The 18,662-nt window shown below is 57.3% G+C and carries 14 protein-coding genes; 6 read left to right on the top strand and 8 right to left on the bottom strand.

The annotated features are described in order from the left end of the window. Positions 1–106 precede the first annotated feature (106 nt). Positions 107–751, top strand: coding sequence for a glutaredoxin 2 (gene grxB / locus GM154_RS00485; protein ID WP_010797351.1), 645 nt, complete (start codon positions 107–109; stop codon positions 749–751). Positions 752–754: 3 nt separating this feature from the next. Here the strand turns inward: grxB and xseA are convergent, their stop codons facing one another. From xseA to GM154_RS00470, 3 genes are all read right to left on the bottom strand, one after another. Then, positions 755–2,134: an exodeoxyribonuclease VII large subunit gene (gene xseA / locus GM154_RS00480; protein WP_219650588.1), complete on the bottom strand. Its 1,380-nt coding sequence runs from the start codon at positions 2,132–2,134 to the stop codon at positions 755–757. Positions 2,135–2,167: 33 nt separating this feature from the next. Then, entirely contained in the window at positions 2,168–3,139 is a 972-nt protein-coding gene (locus tag GM154_RS00475; protein WP_219650587.1) for a D-2-hydroxyacid dehydrogenase family protein, read from the bottom strand. Between the two features lie 109 nt (positions 3,140–3,248). Further along, a complete protein-coding gene (locus GM154_RS00470; RefSeq protein ID WP_219650934.1) occupies positions 3,249–5,270 on the bottom strand; it encodes a TonB-dependent siderophore receptor in 2,022 nt (673 codons plus the stop codon). A gap of 279 nt (positions 5,271–5,549) precedes the next feature. On the opposite strand from GM154_RS00470, the gene guaB reads away from it, so the two are divergent. Continuing rightward, the gene (guaB, locus tag GM154_RS00465) at positions 5,550–7,019 is read left to right on the top strand and encodes an IMP dehydrogenase (RefSeq protein ID WP_125889351.1); all 1,470 of its coding nucleotides are present in this window, start codon (positions 5,550–5,552) and stop codon (positions 7,017–7,019) included. Positions 7,020–7,118: 99 nt separating this feature from the next. Next, complete coding sequence (gene guaA, locus GM154_RS00460) at positions 7,119–8,696, top strand: glutamine-hydrolyzing GMP synthase (protein ID WP_219650586.1); 1,578 nt, start codon at positions 7,119–7,121, stop codon at positions 8,694–8,696. Positions 8,697–8,759: 63 nt separating this feature from the next. Here guaA and GM154_RS00455 read toward each other — a convergent pair whose 3' ends face one another. From GM154_RS00455 to GM154_RS00440, 4 genes are all read right to left on the bottom strand, one after another. Beyond that, positions 8,760–9,530 (bottom strand): SDR family NAD(P)-dependent oxidoreductase, encoded by a 771-nt coding sequence (locus GM154_RS00455; RefSeq protein ID WP_219650585.1) that lies wholly within the window; start codon positions 9,528–9,530, stop codon positions 8,760–8,762. Between the two features lie 25 nt (positions 9,531–9,555). After that, a complete protein-coding gene (gene xylE, locus GM154_RS00450; protein WP_010797358.1) occupies positions 9,556–11,199 on the bottom strand; it encodes a D-xylose transporter XylE in 1,644 nt (547 codons plus the stop codon). A gap of 168 nt (positions 11,200–11,367) precedes the next feature. Continuing rightward, the gene (locus tag GM154_RS00445; protein WP_219650933.1) at positions 11,368–12,528 is read right to left on the bottom strand and encodes a fumarylacetoacetate hydrolase family protein; all 1,161 of its coding nucleotides are present in this window, start codon (positions 12,526–12,528) and stop codon (positions 11,368–11,370) included. A gap of 71 nt (positions 12,529–12,599) precedes the next feature. Further along, positions 12,600–14,384 carry an IlvD/Edd family dehydratase gene (locus GM154_RS00440; protein WP_219650584.1) on the bottom strand — a complete coding sequence of 595 codons (1,785 nt, stop codon included), beginning with the start codon at positions 14,382–14,384 and terminating at the stop codon, positions 12,600–12,602. 271 nt (positions 14,385–14,655) lie between these two features. Between GM154_RS00440 and GM154_RS00435 the strand changes: the two genes are divergently transcribed. The 3 genes from GM154_RS00435 (at position 14,656) to tadA (ending at position 17,657) form a co-directional block, all read left to right on the top strand. Further along, positions 14,656–15,654, top strand: a complete 999-nt coding sequence (locus GM154_RS00435; protein ID WP_219650583.1) for a LacI family DNA-binding transcriptional regulator — start codon at positions 14,656–14,658, stop codon at positions 15,652–15,654. Positions 15,655–15,777: 123 nt separating this feature from the next. Next, positions 15,778–17,148, top strand: coding sequence for a multicopper oxidase family protein (locus tag GM154_RS00430; protein WP_219650582.1), 1,371 nt, complete (start codon positions 15,778–15,780; stop codon positions 17,146–17,148). Positions 17,149–17,162: 14 nt separating this feature from the next. Continuing rightward, positions 17,163–17,657, top strand: a complete 495-nt coding sequence (gene tadA, locus GM154_RS00425; protein ID WP_374940291.1) for a tRNA adenosine(34) deaminase TadA — start codon at positions 17,163–17,165, stop codon at positions 17,655–17,657. Here the strand turns inward: tadA and GM154_RS00420 are convergent. Beyond that, positions 17,654–18,610, bottom strand: a complete 957-nt coding sequence (locus GM154_RS00420; protein ID WP_010797364.1) for a DUF72 domain-containing protein — start codon at positions 18,608–18,610, stop codon at positions 17,654–17,656. The two genes, tadA and GM154_RS00420, sit on opposite strands and share 4 nt — an antisense overlap. Positions 18,611–18,662 lie beyond the last annotated feature (52 nt).

Here is an 18,662-nt window from a genome sequence, read left to right as displayed (position 1 = left end):
TGATCCAGTCATCCTCGTTCATGTCTTGGCTTCTGGCAAATCGCTCGTGGCTGAACCCGGGCGAGTTCACACCGGTCACTGCATGAGGACCTCAAGGAGAAGCCTTATGAAGCTCTACTACTACGAACACTGTCCCTTCAGTACCAAGGCGCGTATGGCGCTAGGCCTCAAGCAACTCGATGCAACGCTTCAGGTGCTGTTGTATGACGATGCAGCTACCCCTGAGCGTTTGGTAGGCAAGAAGACTGTCCCGATCCTAGTAAAGGACGACGGGACCGCCATGACGGAAAGTCTGGCGATTGTTCACTATCTTGATCATCTCGATGACAGACCAATGATCGAACAGGCCCATTCACAAGCTGTAACCGCCTGGATTGAATCTGCCCTGCCGTCGTTTCAGCAGCTGGGCTATCCGCGCTGGGCACAGATCGGCCTCAAGGAGATGGGCTCGCGTGAGGCGCACGCACTGTTTGTCGAGAAGAAAAGCCAGATCATCGGAGATTTCAATGCGGCCCTGTCAAACAGCCAGCAGGCCATTGAAGACATCAACCACCGCTTGACGCTATTAGTTGAGATGTACGGCCTTGACCCGGTACGTCCGCAGCTCCTGCTGGATGACTTCAACCTGTTTCCAATTCTGCGAGGCCTGAGCGTCACGGCTGGGCTAGAGTGGCCTGACTCGGTGCGCCGCTATGTCGACGAGCTGAGCGCACGTGTTCAGGTAGAAACGTTTTTCAGTCGCGCCTGCTAATGGTCAGTCCAGTAGGGAGAGCGTCGTTGGTTCCCGATGATTGTCTTCCACCCGAACATCCAGCTCGCCTTCAGCCAGGCGGGCTTTGAGGCGCTGGCCATTACGCGTTTGATCGGCGGATCGGATGGCGTGGCCGCGTTCGTCGAGCAGAATGCTGTAACCACGACCCAGAGTGGCAAGCGGGCTGACGATATGTAGCGTTTGAACCTGGGCGGCCAAGCGCTGACGACGCTCCTTGAGCTGACGTTCCATGCAGCGCGGAAGCTGCTGGGCCAGTTGATCCAGACGCTGACGTAGCAAAGCAAGTTGACGGCCCGGATGCTGGCCGGCCAGTCGCGTCTCGACATGGGCAAGGCGGTCCCGCCGTCGGTTCATGTCGATGACAAAGGCGCGGCGCAGGCGCATGTCCAGATCATCGATACGCTGTGCTTGCTGGCGCAGCCGCTCGCCCGGATGCTTGAGCCGACGCGTCATGTTTTCCAAGCGCAACTGCTCACGGCTAAGCCGCTCACCCATGCGGACAACCAGGCGCCGATACAGCGCGTCCAGGCGGTTTTTAAGGTCCCCGCTGTGAGGGGCCAATAGTTCGGCTGCAGCTGAGGGGGTAGGGGCGCGTACGTCGGCCACGAAGTCGGCAATCGACACATCCGTCTCATGCCCGACCGCACTCACGATAGGCGTTTGAACGGCTGCAACAGCGCGGGCAACCTGCTCTTCGTTAAAGCACCATAGATCCTCAAGGGAGCCGCCGCCCCGGGCCAGAATGATCGCGTCGAAACCCTGCACGTCTGCCGTTTGCAACGCACGAACGATCTGTCCGGTGGCCTCACGCCCTTGTACTGCCGTAGGTATCAGGACCAGCTCGACCTGTGGCGCACGGCGCTTGAAAACGCTGACGATATCGCGGATGACCGCTCCAGTCGGTGAGGTCACGATTCCGATACGGCACGGATGGCCCGGCAGCGGTTTCTTTCGCTCTTGCGCGAACAAGCCTTCGTCCAGCAGTTTCTGCTTCAGGGCTTCGAATGCCTGTCGCAAGAGCCCGTCACCTGCTGGCTCCAGGGTTTCCAGAATCAGCTGATAATCACCACGGCCTTCGAACAGGGAGACCTTGCCGCGAACCTTCACCGCCATGCCATCCTTGAGCAGGTTCCTGACACGCACGGCGTTCTGCCGGAAGAGGGCGCACCGTACCTGGGCCTCCTTATCCTTCAAGGTAAAGTAGATATGGCCGGAGGCGGGGCGGGCAAGGTTGGAGATCTCGCCTTCTACCCAGACCTGAGAAAAGACGTCTTCCAGCAGAACACGGGCGCGGCCGTTGAGCTGGCTGACGGTTAGGACCTCACGGTCGAGGCCGAGACGTTGAAAAGGATCGTTAAGCATGGCGGGCATCATAAGCCCGCCATCGGCTGGATGCTAGCGACCCAGCACGTCCAGGTTCGCGACATTCTCCGGCTCGCCCGCAAAAAAGGCGATCAGATTGGCAAACGCTTCGCCAAAGTAGAGTTCGTAGCTGTGCTTTTCCACGTAGCCCAGGTGAGGGGTGCACAGGATGTTGGGGTGGGAAAGGAGGGGATGGCCGGCCGGTACGGGCTCCTCTTCATACACGTCTACCGCGGCATAACCTGGGCGACCTGCCTCGACAGCTTCAAGCAGTGCGCCCGGCTCGATCAGACCTGCACGGGCAGCATTCACCAAAAGGGCTGACTTCTTCATCAACGCTAAGTCCTCACGACGGACGATATGACGGGTCTTGTCTGAAAATCGCAGGTTCAGGCTCAGTACATCCGACTCGGCAAAGAAGGTTTCCTGGCTGTCGGCGGCGCGATGACCGTCCGCCAGTGCAGCCTGCCTCGAGGTCTCGCTGCCCCACACCAGAACAGGCATGCCAAAGGCCTGACCATATCGGGCGAGCAGCTTGCCAATCTTGCCGTAGCCCCAGATACCCAAAATTTGGCCGTTCACGCGTTCGCCCAGATTGACCTGCCAGCCACCGGCATAAAAGGCATCAATGGCTGGTTTGAGCTTGCGCCGCGCCATGAGAATCAGCGCCCAGGTCAGTTCGGCAGCGGCGATGGGCGAGCCGGTGCCTTCCACCACCGCAATTCCGCGATGAGTACAGGCTGCGACATCCAGATGACCGGTCGCCTTGCCGGTCTGGCTGATCAGCTTGAGGCGGGGTAGATGGGACAGCAGCGCCTCGTCGACATGTGTTCGCTCACGGGTCAGCACCAGCGCATCGGCTTCTCGAAAGCGCTCGATCAGAACGGCTGGGTCACGCTCGGCATCATGATAGACCGTGACGGTATGCCCGGCACGTTCGAGCAGGGTAAAGCAGTCCAGGGTTTCGACAACGTGTTGATAGTCATCCGGGATGACGATGTGCATGGCGGCGCTCCGTTGTGTTCTTGTGCCGACAGTTGAGCATAAGAACAGAGAGCCGCCTAGGTGGGATGGGCCGTCTGGGCAGGGTGCCCAGACGGATAATCTGATGCCCTCAGAAGGTCACGCTGGCACTCAGGCGCGCCGTACGAGGCTCGCCCACATTGACCTGCAATGCGCTACCGGTGCTGGAGGGGTAGTAATGCTTGTCAAACAGATTGTCGACGTTGAGTTGCAGCTTGGCTTTATAGCCATGCACAGGCAAGTCCCAGCGCAGGAAGGCGTCAGCGACGGTATAGCTGCTCATATAAAAGCTATTCTCGTCGTCACCTGCACGTTCCCCTACATAGCGCGCACCTGCACCGGTATGCCAGTCACCCAGGTTGGACGGCACCTGCAAATGATGGGTGAGGTACAGGCTGGCCGTATGTTTAGGTGCCTGATTGAGGCGGTTGCCTTCCCAGGTGGGATTGCTGTTATTTTCCAGAATGCGCGTGCGGGTATAGGCATAGGTGCCGATGATGTTCCAACGCTCGGACAGCCGCCCGGTTACGTCCAGTTCCAGCCCGCGAGCACTCACTTTGCCTGCACTGCCTATCGACTTTCCGTTGACCATGCGAGTGCTCACTACATTGTCTTTTTCGATATCGAACACGGCCGCGTTCAGATTCAGGCCCGGCGCCAGAGTGTATTTGGCACCCAGTTCATAGCTGCGTCCTTTTTCCGGATCAAATGTCTGATTGAGATCGTCCACGGTGGTGTTGGGAACAAAGGAGCGGCTGTAGTTTCCGTAGAGCGACAGGGCGTCGGTTGCTTGAAAAACCAGACCAACAAACGGGATAACTACCTGATCGTCCCTATCCAGAATGGTTTTTCGGTTTGCTCCCAAACCTTGGGCGGCATATTGCTCGAATTGCTGATAGCGACCTCCCAAGACCAAAATCCAACGATCATCTAGATGCCAGTTATCTTTAAAATAAAGTGAGGTGGACTCAAGCTCATTGCGGGCATTGCTTTGTGTAGGACTGACCTGACTGGGCTCGGCAAGCGTGCCGTAGGCAGGCGAATAGATATTGATGTTACGGCGAGAGCCAGTGCTATTGCGGTAGGTCTTGCCACGGTACTGATCATTCATTTCATGATCGATACCGATCAATAAATCATGGCGCTGGCCCAGGAAGTCCTGTTTCCCAATAAAGTCCCAGCTGGTGTAGGTGGTCTCGTAATCATAATGACCGCCATTGGCTGTTCGCAGAAGTTCGCCACTGGACGTAACCGAGACCGGCTGAGCGATGGCGAGGCTATAGCGGTCGTTATTCCAACCGTAGGTCAGACGCGTCTTCCACTCGTCGCTAAGCTGATACTCGAATCGAGCCGTTGCAGTCTCGCTGATGCCGGTTGTGTTGGCCCATTTCTCATCCAGACGCTTATCGTAGCTGATACTGGCCGGATGGCCATCGACAAACACCGTGCCGCGGTCAAACGGGCTCGTATAGTCGTTGTATTCATAGGCCAGCGTCACGCTGGCGCGTTCGCCAGTCCAACTCAGCGAAGGAGCGATGAGGGTGTGCTGATTGACACCATAGTTGCGCCAATAGTCCTCGCTTTGCCGCTCGGCGATCAGGCGATACGCAAAACCGGTATCTTTTACAGGCCCGGTAGTATCGACACTCAGGCTACCGCCCCCTTCGCTGAAGGCCGAGCCGCCAAGGGTGGTACTCTGCACATACTGAGGCTGTTTGCTGACTACGTTAATCAGACCGCCTGGCTCAAGTGCTCCGTAAAGAAGAGAAGCCGGGCCCTTGAGAACTTCGACCCGCTCACTGGTAGGACCAAAGTTGCGGGACAGGTTCGAGCGTACGCCATCGCGAAAGATCGAACCGTCGGCATTCGTACCAAATCCCCGCTTGACCAATGAATCCTTGGTGTTCCCCAAGGTATTGCCCTGGCTGACGCCGCTGACAAACTTCATTGCATCATCCAGCGACTGAACGTCGTAGTCCTGAATGATTTCAGGCGTTACGACCTCAATAGACTGTGCTTCCTCCTTGACTGGCACATCACTCTTGCTGGCTGTACCTGCCTGTACGGCTGTATACCCGTCTTCTACCTGAGGCATATCTGCCTGAATTTCCATGGTAGACAGGTCGACGCGGTCTTCCGCCTGGGCGGGTAGGGTGTACGCAGCGATGCAACCGGCAAGCAGGGAAAGAAGAAAAGGTATTTGCCGGACATGGCCGAAGGGGCGTGGCGAGGCTTTCAAGATAGGCACTCATTATTTGGTAATGATAATTATTCTAATTTGATATTGTTTCCCATGTAAACGGAGCGGCAACTTTCATGCCTACGTTGAGGCTTTCCTCTAGGACAGGTATAATGTCGCGCTTCTTATTTTTCCCGCCCGGGAGCCCCTGCCATGCTGCGCATCAGCCAAGAAGCCCTGACTTTCGACGACGTTCTCCTGATTCCCGGTTATTCCGATGTCTTGCCAAAAGACGTTAGCCTGAAGACCCGCCTCACGCGCGGTATCGAGTTGAACATTCCCTTGGTATCCGCTGCGATGGATACCGTAACCGAGTCCCGTCTCGCCATTGCCATGGCCCAGGAAGGCGGTATCGGAATCATCCACAAGAACATGACAATCGAGCAGCAAGCTGCTGAAGTCCGCAAGGTCAAGCGCTTCGAGGCCGGCGTTGTAAAGGACCCGATCACGATCGATGCCAGCGCAACCGTCCGCGACCTGTTCGACCTGACGCGTCAGCACAACATCTCGGGTGTACCGGTCCTGGCCAACGGTGATCTGGTCGGTATCGTCACCTCCCGTGATGTGCGCTTTGAAAACCGCCTCGATATTCCGGTGCGCGATGTGATGACTCCCAAGGAGCGTCTCGTTACCGTTCGCGAGGGTGCCAACAAGCAGGAAGTGCGCGAGCTCTTGCACAAGCACCGTCTGGAAAAGGTCCTGATCGTCGATGAGGCCTTCAACCTGAAAGGCATGATGACCGTCAAGGACATCGAAAAAGCCAAGGCCTACCCGAACGCCAGTAAGGACGAAGCGGGCAGCCTGCGTGTCGGTGCTGCCGTCGGTACCGGCGCCGAGACGCCTGAGCGTGTGGCTGCGCTGGTTGCTGCCGGTGTTGACGTCATCGTGGTCGATACCGCTCACGGTCACTCCAAGGGTGTGATCGAGCGTGTGCGCTGGGTCAAGGAAACCTATCCGCAGGTACAGGTCATTGGTGGCAACATCGCGACCGGCGAAGCGGCCAAGGCATTGGCTGATGCAGGCGCCGATGCCGTCAAGGTCGGTATCGGCCCGGGCTCCATCTGCACCACGCGTATCGTAGCCGGTGTAGGTGTTCCGCAGATCTCCGCCATTGCCAACGTTGCCGCTGCGCTGGAAGGTACAGGTGTTCCATTGATCGCTGACGGTGGCATCCGTTTCTCCGGTGACCTGTCCAAGGCCATCGTGGCGGGCGGTTACTGTGTGATGATGGGTTCCATGTTTGCCGGTACCGAAGAAGCACCGGGCGAGGTCGAGCTGTTCCAGGGTCGCTCCTATAAATCCTACCGTGGCATGGGCTCGCTGGGTGCGATGTCGCAGAGCCAGGGCTCCAGCGACCGTTATTTCCAGGACTCCGCGTCCGGTGCTGAAAAGCTGGTACCGGAAGGCATTGAAGGTCGCGTACCGTACAAAGGCCCGTTAGCCGCTATCATTCACCAATTGATGGGTGGCCTGCGTGCCTCCATGGGTTACACCGGCTGCGCCACAATCGAGGAGATGCGTACCAAACCTCAATTCGTTCGCATCACCGGCGCCGGCATGGCGGAATCCCATGTACACGATGTGCAAATTACGAAAGAAGCGCCCAACTACCGCGTAGGCTGATTGCCGCGACGATAGGTTCGCTGGGTGTTTTATGTTGAGATTCGGGGCTGTCATGGACGGCCCCGAATCGTCTGTTCTTACCGCTCATGAGAAATGGCCATGTCCCAAGACATCCACGCTCACCGTATTCTGATTCTCGACTTCGGTTCCCAGTACACCCAGTTGATCGCACGCCGTGTGCGTGAGCTCGGTGTTTACTGCGAACTCCATCCCTTCGATATGGATGACGCCGACATCCGTGCCTTTGCCCCTCGCGGTATCATCCTTGCCGGCGGACCGGAATCGGTACATGAAGCCAACAGCCCTCGCGCACCCAAGGCCGTATTCGAGCTGGGCGTTCCGCTGCTAGGCATCTGCTATGGCATGCAAACCATGGCCGAGCAGCTGGGCGGCAGAGTCGAAGGCTCCAACGTTCGCGAATTTGGTTATGCCAAAGTCGATGTAGTCGGCAAGAGCCGCTTGCTTGACGGTATCGAAGACTATATCGACGACGATGGCGTCCTCGGTCTGGATGTTTGGATGAGCCATGGCGACAAGGTGTCCAACCTGCCGGAAGGTTTCCATATCGTTGCCAGCACTCCAAGCTGCGCCATTGCAGCCATGGGTGACGAAAAGCGCGGCTGGTATGGCGTGCAGTTCCATCCGGAAGTGACTCATACCAAGCAGGGCGGCCGTATCCTGTCGCGCTTCCTGTTGGATATTTGCCAGTGCAAAGCACTGTGGACACCCTCCAATATCGTTGAAGACGCCATTGCCCAGGTTCGTGCCCAGGTTGGTAGCGCCAACGTGCTGCTCGGGCTGTCCGGTGGTGTGGACTCTTCCGTGGTCGCTGCGCTGTTGCACAAGGCCATCGGTGATCAGCTGACCTGTGTCTTCGTCGATAACGGTCTGCTGCGTCTGCATGAGGGCGATCAGGTCATGGCCATGTTTGCCGAGAACATGGGCGTGAAGGTCATTCGTGCCGATGCCGAGCACCGCTTCCTGACCAATCTGGAAGGCGAAGCCGACCCAGAGAAGAAGCGCAAGATCATTGGCCGCACCTTTATCGACGTGTTCGATGCAGAAGCTAGCAAGCTGCCAAACATCAAGTTCCTGGCACAGGGCACTATCTATCCGGACGTGATCGAGTCTGCTGGCGCCAAGACGGGCAAGGCGCACGTGATCAAGTCCCACCACAACGTGGGTGGTCTGCCGGAAGAGATGAACCTGAAGCTTGTCGAGCCGCTGCGTGAGCTGTTCAAGGATGAGGTCCGCAAGATTGGTCTGGAGCTGGGTCTGCCCTATGACATGGTGTACCGCCATCCTTTCCCGGGCCCGGGTCTGGGCGTGCGTATCCTAGGTGAAGTGAAAAAGGAATACGCCGACCTGCTGCGTCGCGCGGATGACATTTTCATCACCGAACTGCGCAAGGCTGATTGGTATCACAAAGTCAGCCAGGCTTTCGTAGTATTCCAGCCGGTCAAGTCGGTTGGTGTGGTTGGCGATGGCCGCCGTTACGCCTGGGTCGTGGCCCTGCGTGCTGTGGAAACGATCGACTTCATGACCGCGCGTTGGGCTCACTTGCCTTATGAGCTCTTGGAAAAGGTTTCCAACCGCATCATCAACGAGATTGACGGCATTTCCCGCGTGACCTACGACGTGTCGAGCAAGCCGCCGGCAACGATCGAGTGGGAATGATCTGACGCATTAAGCACAAAGGCCGCCTAGAAAGGTGGCCTTTGTGCTTTTAGCCGATCCGTTTTAGCCCCAGCCACCGTCGACAGGAAACTCGTGCCCTGTCAGTTGGGCACTGTCATCCGCCGCGAGGAACAACACACTAGGGGCAACGTGCTCAGGAAGCAGGCGCAGTTTGAGGCACTGGTGTTCCTGAATACGGGCTTCGTCTTCCGGCGTGATCCATTTCTCCAGTTGACGCTCGGTCATGATGCAGCCTGGCACAACCGTATTGACACGAATAGCATCGACACCTAGATCCCGCGCAAAGGTTCGTGTCAGCCCATGTACCGCTGCTTTGGCACTGACATAGGCTGCCAGCCCGCCAAGCGCAAGCTGGACGCTGATAGAGCCAAAGTTGATGATCGATCCGCCGCCAGCCTGGATCATCTGTGGCGCAGCGGCCTGGATAGCAAAAAATAGGGGGCGCAGGTTGATGGCCATGCGGTTGTCCCAGTATTGGATATCCACTTCGCGCCAATCGTGACGATCATCGTTGGCAGCGTTGTTAACCAAAACACGGATAGGTCCCAACGCTTGTCCTGCGTCCCTTATGGCTTCCTGAAGACTATCGATGTCTCGGATATCACAGCGGCGAAACCAGGGGGCTTGGCCGGTTTCGGTCTCCAGCTCAGTTATCAGGCGCTGACTGGCCTGCTCGTCGATATCGATAAAGGCGACGTGTGCGCCTTGTGTGTGAAAGGCGCGAGTCAGGGCACCACCGATGCCGCTGCCGCCACCCGTAATGAAAACGGTGCGGTCCTTGAGGCTAGGGTACTGTGCAGTTGCTTGAGTCATTTAGATTTCTCTGTATGGACAAGAATTAGGCGCGCTCGGCGACCAAGTCGGATGCTGAAGGCGTCCGAGGTGACCAGGCAGCATTCATTTCTTCCAGGGTTTTGTTTTTTGTCTCTGGGACCCAACGCCAGACAAATACAGCGGCCAGCAGGCCCATAGCGCCATATACCCAATAGGCGAAGCCGTGGTTGAAAAGGTCGTTCAACCAGGCATTGCTGTTCATCATGGGGAACGTCCAGGACACCAGTAGATTGGCTAACCATTGAGTAGCGACAGCAATGGAAAGGGCGCCTCGAATGCTGTTAGGAAAGATCTCTGAAAGCAGAACCCACACCACAGGCCCCCAGGAAACTGCAAAGGCGGCTACGTACACCAGCATCATCAACAGGGCAGTAATGCCTAGGCTTTGGAGGTAGAACGCTGTACCTAGCCCCAGCATGCTAACGGCCATTCCAAGCGCGCCGATGATCATCAGGGGTTTACGCCCAACACGATCTACTAAAACGATGGCAACAACCGTGAAGATCAGATTGACTGCACCAACAATGATGGTCTGGATCAACGAGACGTCTGCTTGGCTACCCATGTTCTTGAAGATTTCCGGCGCGTAGTACAGCACCACATTGATGCCCACAAACTGTTGGAAGATGGACAGCAGCATGGCAATCAGGATGAGGGTGCCGCCATAAGAGAGCCAGGGCGCTTCACGGTGGCTCTGCTGGAAGGACAGACGAATCTCATTAAGAATGGTTTGTGCTGCGGCAGAGCCGTTGATTTGTTCAAGTACCTCCATGGCACGGCCCGTTTGGCCTTTCATGACGAGATAACGGGGTGTTTCAGGCGTCTTGAGAAGAAGCGCCATAAAGGCGAAAGCCGGTACGATCTCTGAGCCCAGCATCCATCGCCAGCCGTATTGGCTCAGCCATTCCGTAGTTTGGCCGCGGGCAATGAAGTAATTGACGAAATACACCAATAACATGCCAAAAATGATGCAGAACTGGTTGCACGACACCAGGCGACCACGCATGTGGCTGGGCGCAATTTCAGCGATGTACATAGGCGAAAGCATGGAGGCAATACCAACCCCTATTCCGCCTATGATCCTATATAGGTTAAAGGCGCTGATGTGCTCAATACCAAATACGTTGACGACTTCAGGCAAGGCGGAGCCGATAGCCGATACGATAAAAAGCAAGGCGGCTAGGATCAGCCCGTTGCGACGGCCTAGACGCTGGCTGATATAGCCCGCAAAAAAGCCCCCGATTACGCAGCCTAGCAGGGCTGATGCAATGGTAAATCCAGTAATAGAGTTGGCGAGATTAGGCGTGATTTCATCAGGAAGAATGAAAACTTGCCTGTAGAACAGCCAGCCCGTAATAGCGGAAACAATCGCAGCAAATACTAAGCCACGCATGCGTCCGTAAAGCCGCATGAAGTAATAGATACTTAAGGCAAGCACAAGCAGGGTACTGAGCAAAAGCGTGTTCTTGAACTCAATGACGACCCGACTGGCCTGCATCGGGTCTTGAAACAACGGGTCAATAAAGTGCATCCGTATCGGTTCTACAGCACCGGAAATCACGGCAGTGTCGTAGCCGAACAGCAAGCCGCCGAATGCTGCGGCAATAGTGACGAATACCAAGAATCCAGAGGATTTGGCACGGTTCATGTTGTCTCCTAGGCTGTGGAGGCAGCCGGTTTTTGTATTTGTTAGCGATTCCCTGGAGTACAACGATCCGCCTCCTTGCGAATCAGAAAACTGTGCTGAGTAATGAGGCAGGTTCAGCCTGGAGCAGTCAGGCTGAACAGTTCAGGTAAATACAGGGCGGCTGATGGATCACTGCAGAGGAACAACGCTCAAAGGCAGGCCGCGGCGCTGAAGATTGTCCATTAGTGAGCGAATGCCAAAGGACCACGGGGCAGCTTGGTCGCTGGTGGTGACCCGGTTGCTCAGCGTGCCCAAACGCGATGTGCTGATCATGACCACATCGCCCAGCTTGTGAGTGAAGCCACCGCCGGGTTGATCGCGATCCTGGCGTGGAGCGAATAGGGTACCGAGAAACAGGACAAACCCATCCGGGTACTGGTGGTTGGCATTAAGCGTCTGCGCGACCAGATCGAGTGGGTCTCGGCTGATCTGGCGCATGGAGCTGTGGCCTTCCAGCAGATAGCCGTCTTCGCCGTGAATGCGCAAGTCAACCTCTGCCGAGCGCACATCGTCGATGCCGTAACTTTCATCGAAAAGACGAATGAAAGGGCCGATGGCTGTTGAAGCATTATTGTCCTTGGCTTTGGACAGCAGCAGAGCGCTACGACCTTCAAAATCCCTGAGGTTTACATCGTTACCCAAGGTCGCGCCCTGAACTTTGCCCGTACTGGAGACCACCAGCACAATCTCAGGCTCTGGGTTGTTCCAGGTGGATTTGGGGTGAATACCAATGTCTGAGCCGTAACCTACCGCTGAAAGAGGCTGGGCCTTGGTAAACACTTCGGCGTCCGGCCCTATACCTACTTCCAGATATTGAGACCATAGGCCCTGCTCGATGAGTACCTTTCGTAGCGCTTCTGCCTGATCTGATCCTGGCACGATGTCGGATAGATCAACGCCGATGCGCTCAGTCAATGAGGCGCGGATGTCAGCCGCCTTGCCCGGATCGCCCTTGGCCTGTTCTTCGACGACGCGCTCCAGCAGGCTGGCCGCGAAGGTGACACCGGCTGCCTTGATAGCCTGTAGATCGATTGGTGCGAGAAGCCAGGGCTTGCTCTCATCACGCTCGCGGCTGTCGCTATTGGCGAGCAGACCTGGCAGGTCTATCAGGGGAGCTGGCAATGGCAGCTCACGAAGATAGGCAGCAGGGTTGTCCAGTTCCATCAGCGCGGATACGGTCGAAACCGAGGTGCTGATGTCATACACTGCCTGCTCTTTGACGAGCACCACGGCAGGGCCGGCGGTGGAGCCGGGTAGCCAGACACGGCCGACCCAGGTACCAGCGGCCATGTCGTCAGGCGCTTGATAGGCCGCCGTCAGGGGATGTGAAGGCGTGTAGGAAGACATGCGGTTCTCCTTGCTCAATGGGAGTGGCGAGGGGCACCGTTTTCGGTGATCACTCGCATATACAGGGTGGCTGGCTCCAGGCAGCCGCCAGTCGATAACTGCCCGACCAGTTTGCGGTAGAGCTCCTGCCAGGGGGTCTGAGAGGTCGGAATGCTGGGCAAGGCTTCGCCGCGCCGACGCTCCAGTTCATCCTCGTCGATCAGCAGTTCGACCCGTCGTGCATTAAGGTCGACCCTCAGGCGGTCCCCTGTCCTGAGCAGGGCAAGTCCGCCGCCTATAGCTGCTTCGGGTGACATGTTGAGAATAGACGGGCTGGCTGAGGTGCCGCTCTGGCGTCCGTCACCCATGCAGGGCAGTGAATCGATGCCTCGACGGATCAGTTCTGAAGGTGGCGCCATGTTGACCACCTCGGCGCTGCCGGGGTATCCCACTGTGCCGCAACCGCGAATGACCAGGATGCAGTGCTCATCGATTTCCAGGCTGGGATCGTTGATACGGGCGTGATAATCCTCAGGCCCCTCGAAGACAATCGCACGCGTCTCGAAGGTGTTCTCCTTGCCTGGCTCGGCCAGATAGGTCTGACGGAACGCTTCACCAATAACCGAGACCTTCATGATGGCGCTATCGAAAAAATTGCCGCTCAGGACGATAAACCCGGCGCGATGCTTGAGGGGCGATTCACAGGGGCGAATCACATCGTTATCCAGCGTCTGATGCTGCGTGATGATCTCGCCAATGGTTTTGCCGGAGACGGTGTTGCAGTGCCGATGGATCAAACCGGCCTTATCGAGTTCGTGAAGCACGGCCGGTACACCGCCCGCGCGGTGAAAGCTTTCACCCAGGTATTCACCCGCCGGCATGCAATTGACCAGCAGCGGGACGTCCTCGCCCAGGCGCTGCCAATCTTCCAGGCTCAGATCAATACCCATATGGCGGGCAATCGCGATCAGATGTGGAGGGCAGTTGCTGGAAGCCCCTAGGGCCGAAGCCAGCACGATGGCATTTTCGAATGCCTCTCGCGTCATGATCTGCGAGGGACGAATTTCTTCTTTCACCAGGTCGACAATGCGCTTGCCTGTGACGTAGGCCATCTGGCCACGCTCGCGGTAGGCAGCCGGAATACTGGCGCACCCAGGCAGCGACATGCCGAGCGCCTCGGCCAGTGAGTTCATGGAGAGGGCTGTGCCCATGGTGTTGCAGTGGCCGATGGACGGGGAGGCCGCCGTGGTCATTTCCATGAAGCCTTCGTAGTCGATCGTCCCGGCAGACAACAGGTTGCGTGCATGCCAAAGCACGGTTCCGGAGCCGATACGCTTGCCGTTATGCCAGCCGTCCAGCATGGGACCGCCGGAAAGCACGATGGCAGGAAGATCTGTCGTGGCGGCTGCCATCAGACAGGCCGGGGTGGTTTTGTCGCAGCCTGTAGTCAACACCACGCCATCGAGCGGATAGCCGTGCAGAATCTCCACAAGCCCGAGATAAGCCAGGTTTCGATCCAGCGCAGCGGTAGGCCGCCGGCTCTGCTCAGCGAGCGGGTGCACCGGAAACTCCATGGGAATTCCGCCTGCGTCGCGAATGCCGGCCTTGACGCGTTGGGCAAGTTCCAAATGGTGGCGGTTGCAGGGGGCCAGGTCGCTACCTGTCTGGGCGATCCCGATAATAGGTCGACCCGATTGCAATTCATCACGGGTCAGTCCGTAGTTCATATAGCGCTCGACATAAAGTGCGGTCATGTCGGCATGGGCAGGATCATCAAACCATTGCTGGCTGCGTAGTCGGCGTTGTGTGGGTTCGCTCATGCTTTGTTGTTCTTCAGATCAGAGGTGAAGGGGCGCAGCGAGCGCTCCGGAGCGATGACAGGTATCAGACGCTGTGCTGGAAAAGAACGTGTGAGGGGCAAGGACATGATGCGTTCACCACTATTGTTTTTATCAAGCGAATGTTAGCGCCTACATTTCGATGTTAGCGCCTACATTTTGTTTGTAAAGACCTCTTTTGACGCTAAAATCAGCTGTGCTTATAACGGTATGGATGATGAGAAACCGGAAACCGGCTCGTAGAAGAGTCACGATGCAGGACATAGCGGAACACGTCGGCGTGAGTTCGATTACGGTTTCCCGAGCGCTCAAGACGCCGGAAAAGGTCGCCGTGCCGGTGCGTGACAAGATCCTCGAAGCATGCAGCCAGCTGGGCTACGTCCCCAACCAAGCCGCTATGGCCTTGGCGTCGGCACGTTCCCAGAATATTGTCGTGTTGATCCCCTCGCTTACCAATAGCGTGTTCGTCGACATCCTGGTCGGCATCAAGGAGCGGCTCGACTGGCATGGTTATAACCTGCTCATCGGCATAACCGGCTACTCGCTCGAACAGGAGGAACACCTGCTGCGTACCTATCTGCAGCATTCCCCGGATGGGGTGATCCTGACGGGTATCGACCATACGCCCGGGCTATGGGCATTGCTGGAACAACAGCAGATTCCAACGGTGCATACCATCGAAACTCTGACGCGGGACGATTGTTGGAGCGTAGGGTTTTCCCAGTTTGCCGCTGGGTATGCCGCGGCCCGTCATCTGATCGAGTGCGGCTATCGACGTATCGGCATCATTGGCGCGCAGGGCGATCCACGCACGCTGCGGCGTCGGGATGGGTGCCGCCAGGCGCTTGAGGAAGCCGGCTTATATGATCCACAGCGGGAGCTGTTTGTGACCAGCAACTCTTCCCTGGCGCTGGGGGCAGAGCTGTTTGAGCGGATGCACCGTGCACATCCCGATTGTGAGGCGCTGTTCTTTTGCAATGATGACTTGGCGCAGGGCGCTGTTTTCAAATGCGGCCGCCTGGGTATTGCCGTTCCCGACCGCATGGCCATCATGGGCTTCCATGACCTAAACGGGTCGGCCTGGACGTCTCCGCCGCTCACGACTGTGGCAACACCACGCTATCGCATCGGTTGTGAGGCCGCAGAGCTGCTTGTCGCTCATCTGGCGGGGCAGGACAGGCCGGGGCGTCATGTAGACCTGGGATTTGAAATCGTTCACCGCGAAACGACACGGCTTGATCCCAGGGCCTAGGTCGCTCATCTCCCATCAGTCTGAAAGCGTGCGTCTCCGCTTACTTAATTGAGAGTGCTTCTTATCTTTGAGTGAAATCGGGTGTATTGTGCGCTCCTCCAATTTCCCGAGGGACTGTATTTCATGTCTTTCACGCGGCGCCAGGTGCTCGGCGGTTTGACCGGTCTGGTTGTGGTAGGGGTAGGCGCTGGCGGCGCTCGCTGGTGGCTGGGGCGGCCACAGGTGGCCAAAGCATATGACTACGAGCTGATCGCGGCGCCGCTGGATGTCGAGTTGGTGCCAGGGCATATTACGCCTGCGCTGGCCTATGGCGGCCAATTTCCAGGCAAGGAAATTCGGGCGCGGCAAGGCGAATGGTTGCGTGTCCGCTTCACTAATCATCTCGATCAGCCCACCACGATTCACTGGCATGGCATTCGTCTGCCCATCGAGATGGATGGCGTACCGTATATCTCGCAGGCACCAGTGCTGCCGGGCGAGAGTTTCGTCTATCAGTTCAAGACGCCGGACGCCGGAACCTATTGGTATCACCCGCATGTCGCCAGTAGTGAGCAACTAGGGCGAGGCTTGGAAGGACCGCTCATTGTCGAAGAACGTGAGCCGACCGGCTTTGCGCACGACATGACGTTGTGCCTGAAGAACTGGCATGTGGATGATCAAGGAGCCTTTACAGCGTTCAGCATTCCTCGAGAGGCGGCTCGCGTAGGCACGCTGGGTCGGCTGACCACGGTAAATGGAAAGCACGTTCCCACTATTGATCTGCCCGCGGGCGCAGTGGTGCGTTTGCGCATTCTGAATGTGGATAACACGGCAACCTACCGATTGAACCTGACGGATGTCGAGGCGCGTATTTACGCGCTGGACGGCCATCCTATCGAGCCTCGGGCGTTTGGCGATGAGTACCTGCTAGGCCCTGGTATGCGTATCGATCTGGCATATAGGGTACCGGCAGCCGGGACAGAGGTGTCCCTGCGTAACGGCCCGCTGCGATTGGCCACCCTGGGGTCTACCGATCAGGGCGCCCAGCCTGGAGAATGGCCGCGGCCCTTGCCGCCAAACCCTGTCAGCGAGCCGGACCTTGAACGCGCGGAAACTGTAAGCTTTCGCTTCGAATGGGTAGCGACTCTGGCCAGCGACCCGGCGTACTGCGGCAAGGCGATGTACTGGCAGATCAACGGCCAGGCCGGTGGCGAGCACAAGGAAGGGGACCCGCATCCAGCGTTGGCGAAGCTCAAGCTTGGGCAGAGTTATATCCTTGAGTTTCGTAACATGGCCCAGTATTTCCATCCTGTGCATCTGCATGGGCTGACCTTCAAGGTCTTGAGCTCGGACCGGCATCCCGTGACGCCGTACTACACCGACACCTACCTGCTCGGCAAGAACGAGACAGCTCGGGTAGCGCTGGTGGCCGATAATCCGGGACAATGGATGCTTCACTGCCATGTGATCGACCACATGGAAACCGGCCTCATGGGGACCATTGAGGTCAGCTGACGTTTGAGCTTGTCATGAATCGTATGCGCCGTTTCCCTCCCATTATCGACCGTAGTCAGGATGAGCTTTTCATGCGAGAGGCGCTGGCGCTGGCAGCTGAAGGCGCATCCCTGGGTGAGGTGCCTGTCGGTGCGGTACTGGTTCATGACGGACGGATCATCGGACGCGGCTTCAATCAGCCCATTACTGGCCATGACCCCAGCGCCCATGCAGAAATGCAGGCCATTCGTGCAGCGGCCTTGGCGCTGGAAAACTATCGTCTGCCGGACACTACCTTGTATGTAACCCTTGAGCCGTGCAGCATGTGTTCAGGGCTTCTGGTGCACGCCCGGATCCAGCGTCTGGTGTATGGTGCACGTGAACCGCGTGCCGGTGCGGTAGAAAGCCGTGGGCAGTTTTTCAAGCAGGATTTCCTGAACCATCGCGTTATCGTTGAGGGCGGTCTTCTGGCTGAAGAGTGTGGCGCCTTGCTGACCGATTTCTTCCGGGCGCGTCGGAGTAGATCCTAAGGCGCATTGGCCTTTTTCTTTCGCTTCGGCTTGGCCTCCTCGCCAATCAGGCTTAGATCCCATTTGCCCAGGCTTTCCTTCAGGCCTAGCGCCACTGTGAGCCGGTCGGCATCGAACGGCGCGTGGACATTGGCATCATTATCAAAATAGCAATAGATGTCTCGGCTCTCCTGTGTGGGCAACCGATGTGCCTGGTCAATCAGCTGGGCATCGTCCGGCTCTCCACCTTGCGCCCAAGCCTGAATGCGAGACGTCCAATAGTGCAGCGCTTCATCCGAGTAGCGGCTTGAATAGAGCTGCTCGTGACCGTGCAGGCGTATATAAAGAAAGTCTGCCGTGACATCCTCCCGGTACAGCCACTTGCCCGCTGTGTCGGCAATTACCAGCGCCACGTTATAGCGCCGCAGTAGCTCGACAAAAGCGGGGTCGATAAAGCTCTCATGCCGGATCTCGACGGCATGGCGCAAGGGGCGATTGGCATCGATACTCAGGCTGCAGCGGCCCTCCATGCGCGCCTCACAATGCAGGGCGAGCGCCTGGGCGGTCTGGGTGTCCTGAGGCAGGAGCTTTAGAAATGCCTCAAACCGCTCAGGCTCGAACTTCAAATTAGCTGGAAACTGCCAGAGGATAGGTCCCAGTTTCTCCTTGAGCTCAAAGATGCCGGAGGCCAGAAAATTGGCCATCGCTTTTTCGATATCTTTTAGGCGCAGGATATGCGTGATGTAGCGCGGACCTTTGACGCTGAAAAGAAAGTTTTCACCGGTTTCTGCATACCAGCTGGCGTAGCTCTGAGGGCGCTGAAGCGAATAGAAGGAGCCATTGATCTCGATTGTAGACAGCGCCCGTGAGGCAAAGCGCAGCTCCTTGTTTTGAGTCAGCCCTTCAGGATAGAAAACACCCCGCCAAGGCACGTAGCGCCAGCCGGAAATACCAATACGGATCTGCGCAGCCATAGAAAACTCCTCAACTCGTCTCTTCTTCGGACTGCGCGGAGGGGAGTGGGGT

The sequence above is a fragment of the Pseudomonas sp. MAG002Y genome (assembly GCF_019400845.1).
Taxonomy (GTDB): domain Bacteria; phylum Pseudomonadota; class Gammaproteobacteria; order Pseudomonadales; family Pseudomonadaceae; genus Chryseomonas; species Chryseomonas luteola.
This window is presented reverse-complemented; position numbering and strand designations above follow the sequence as displayed.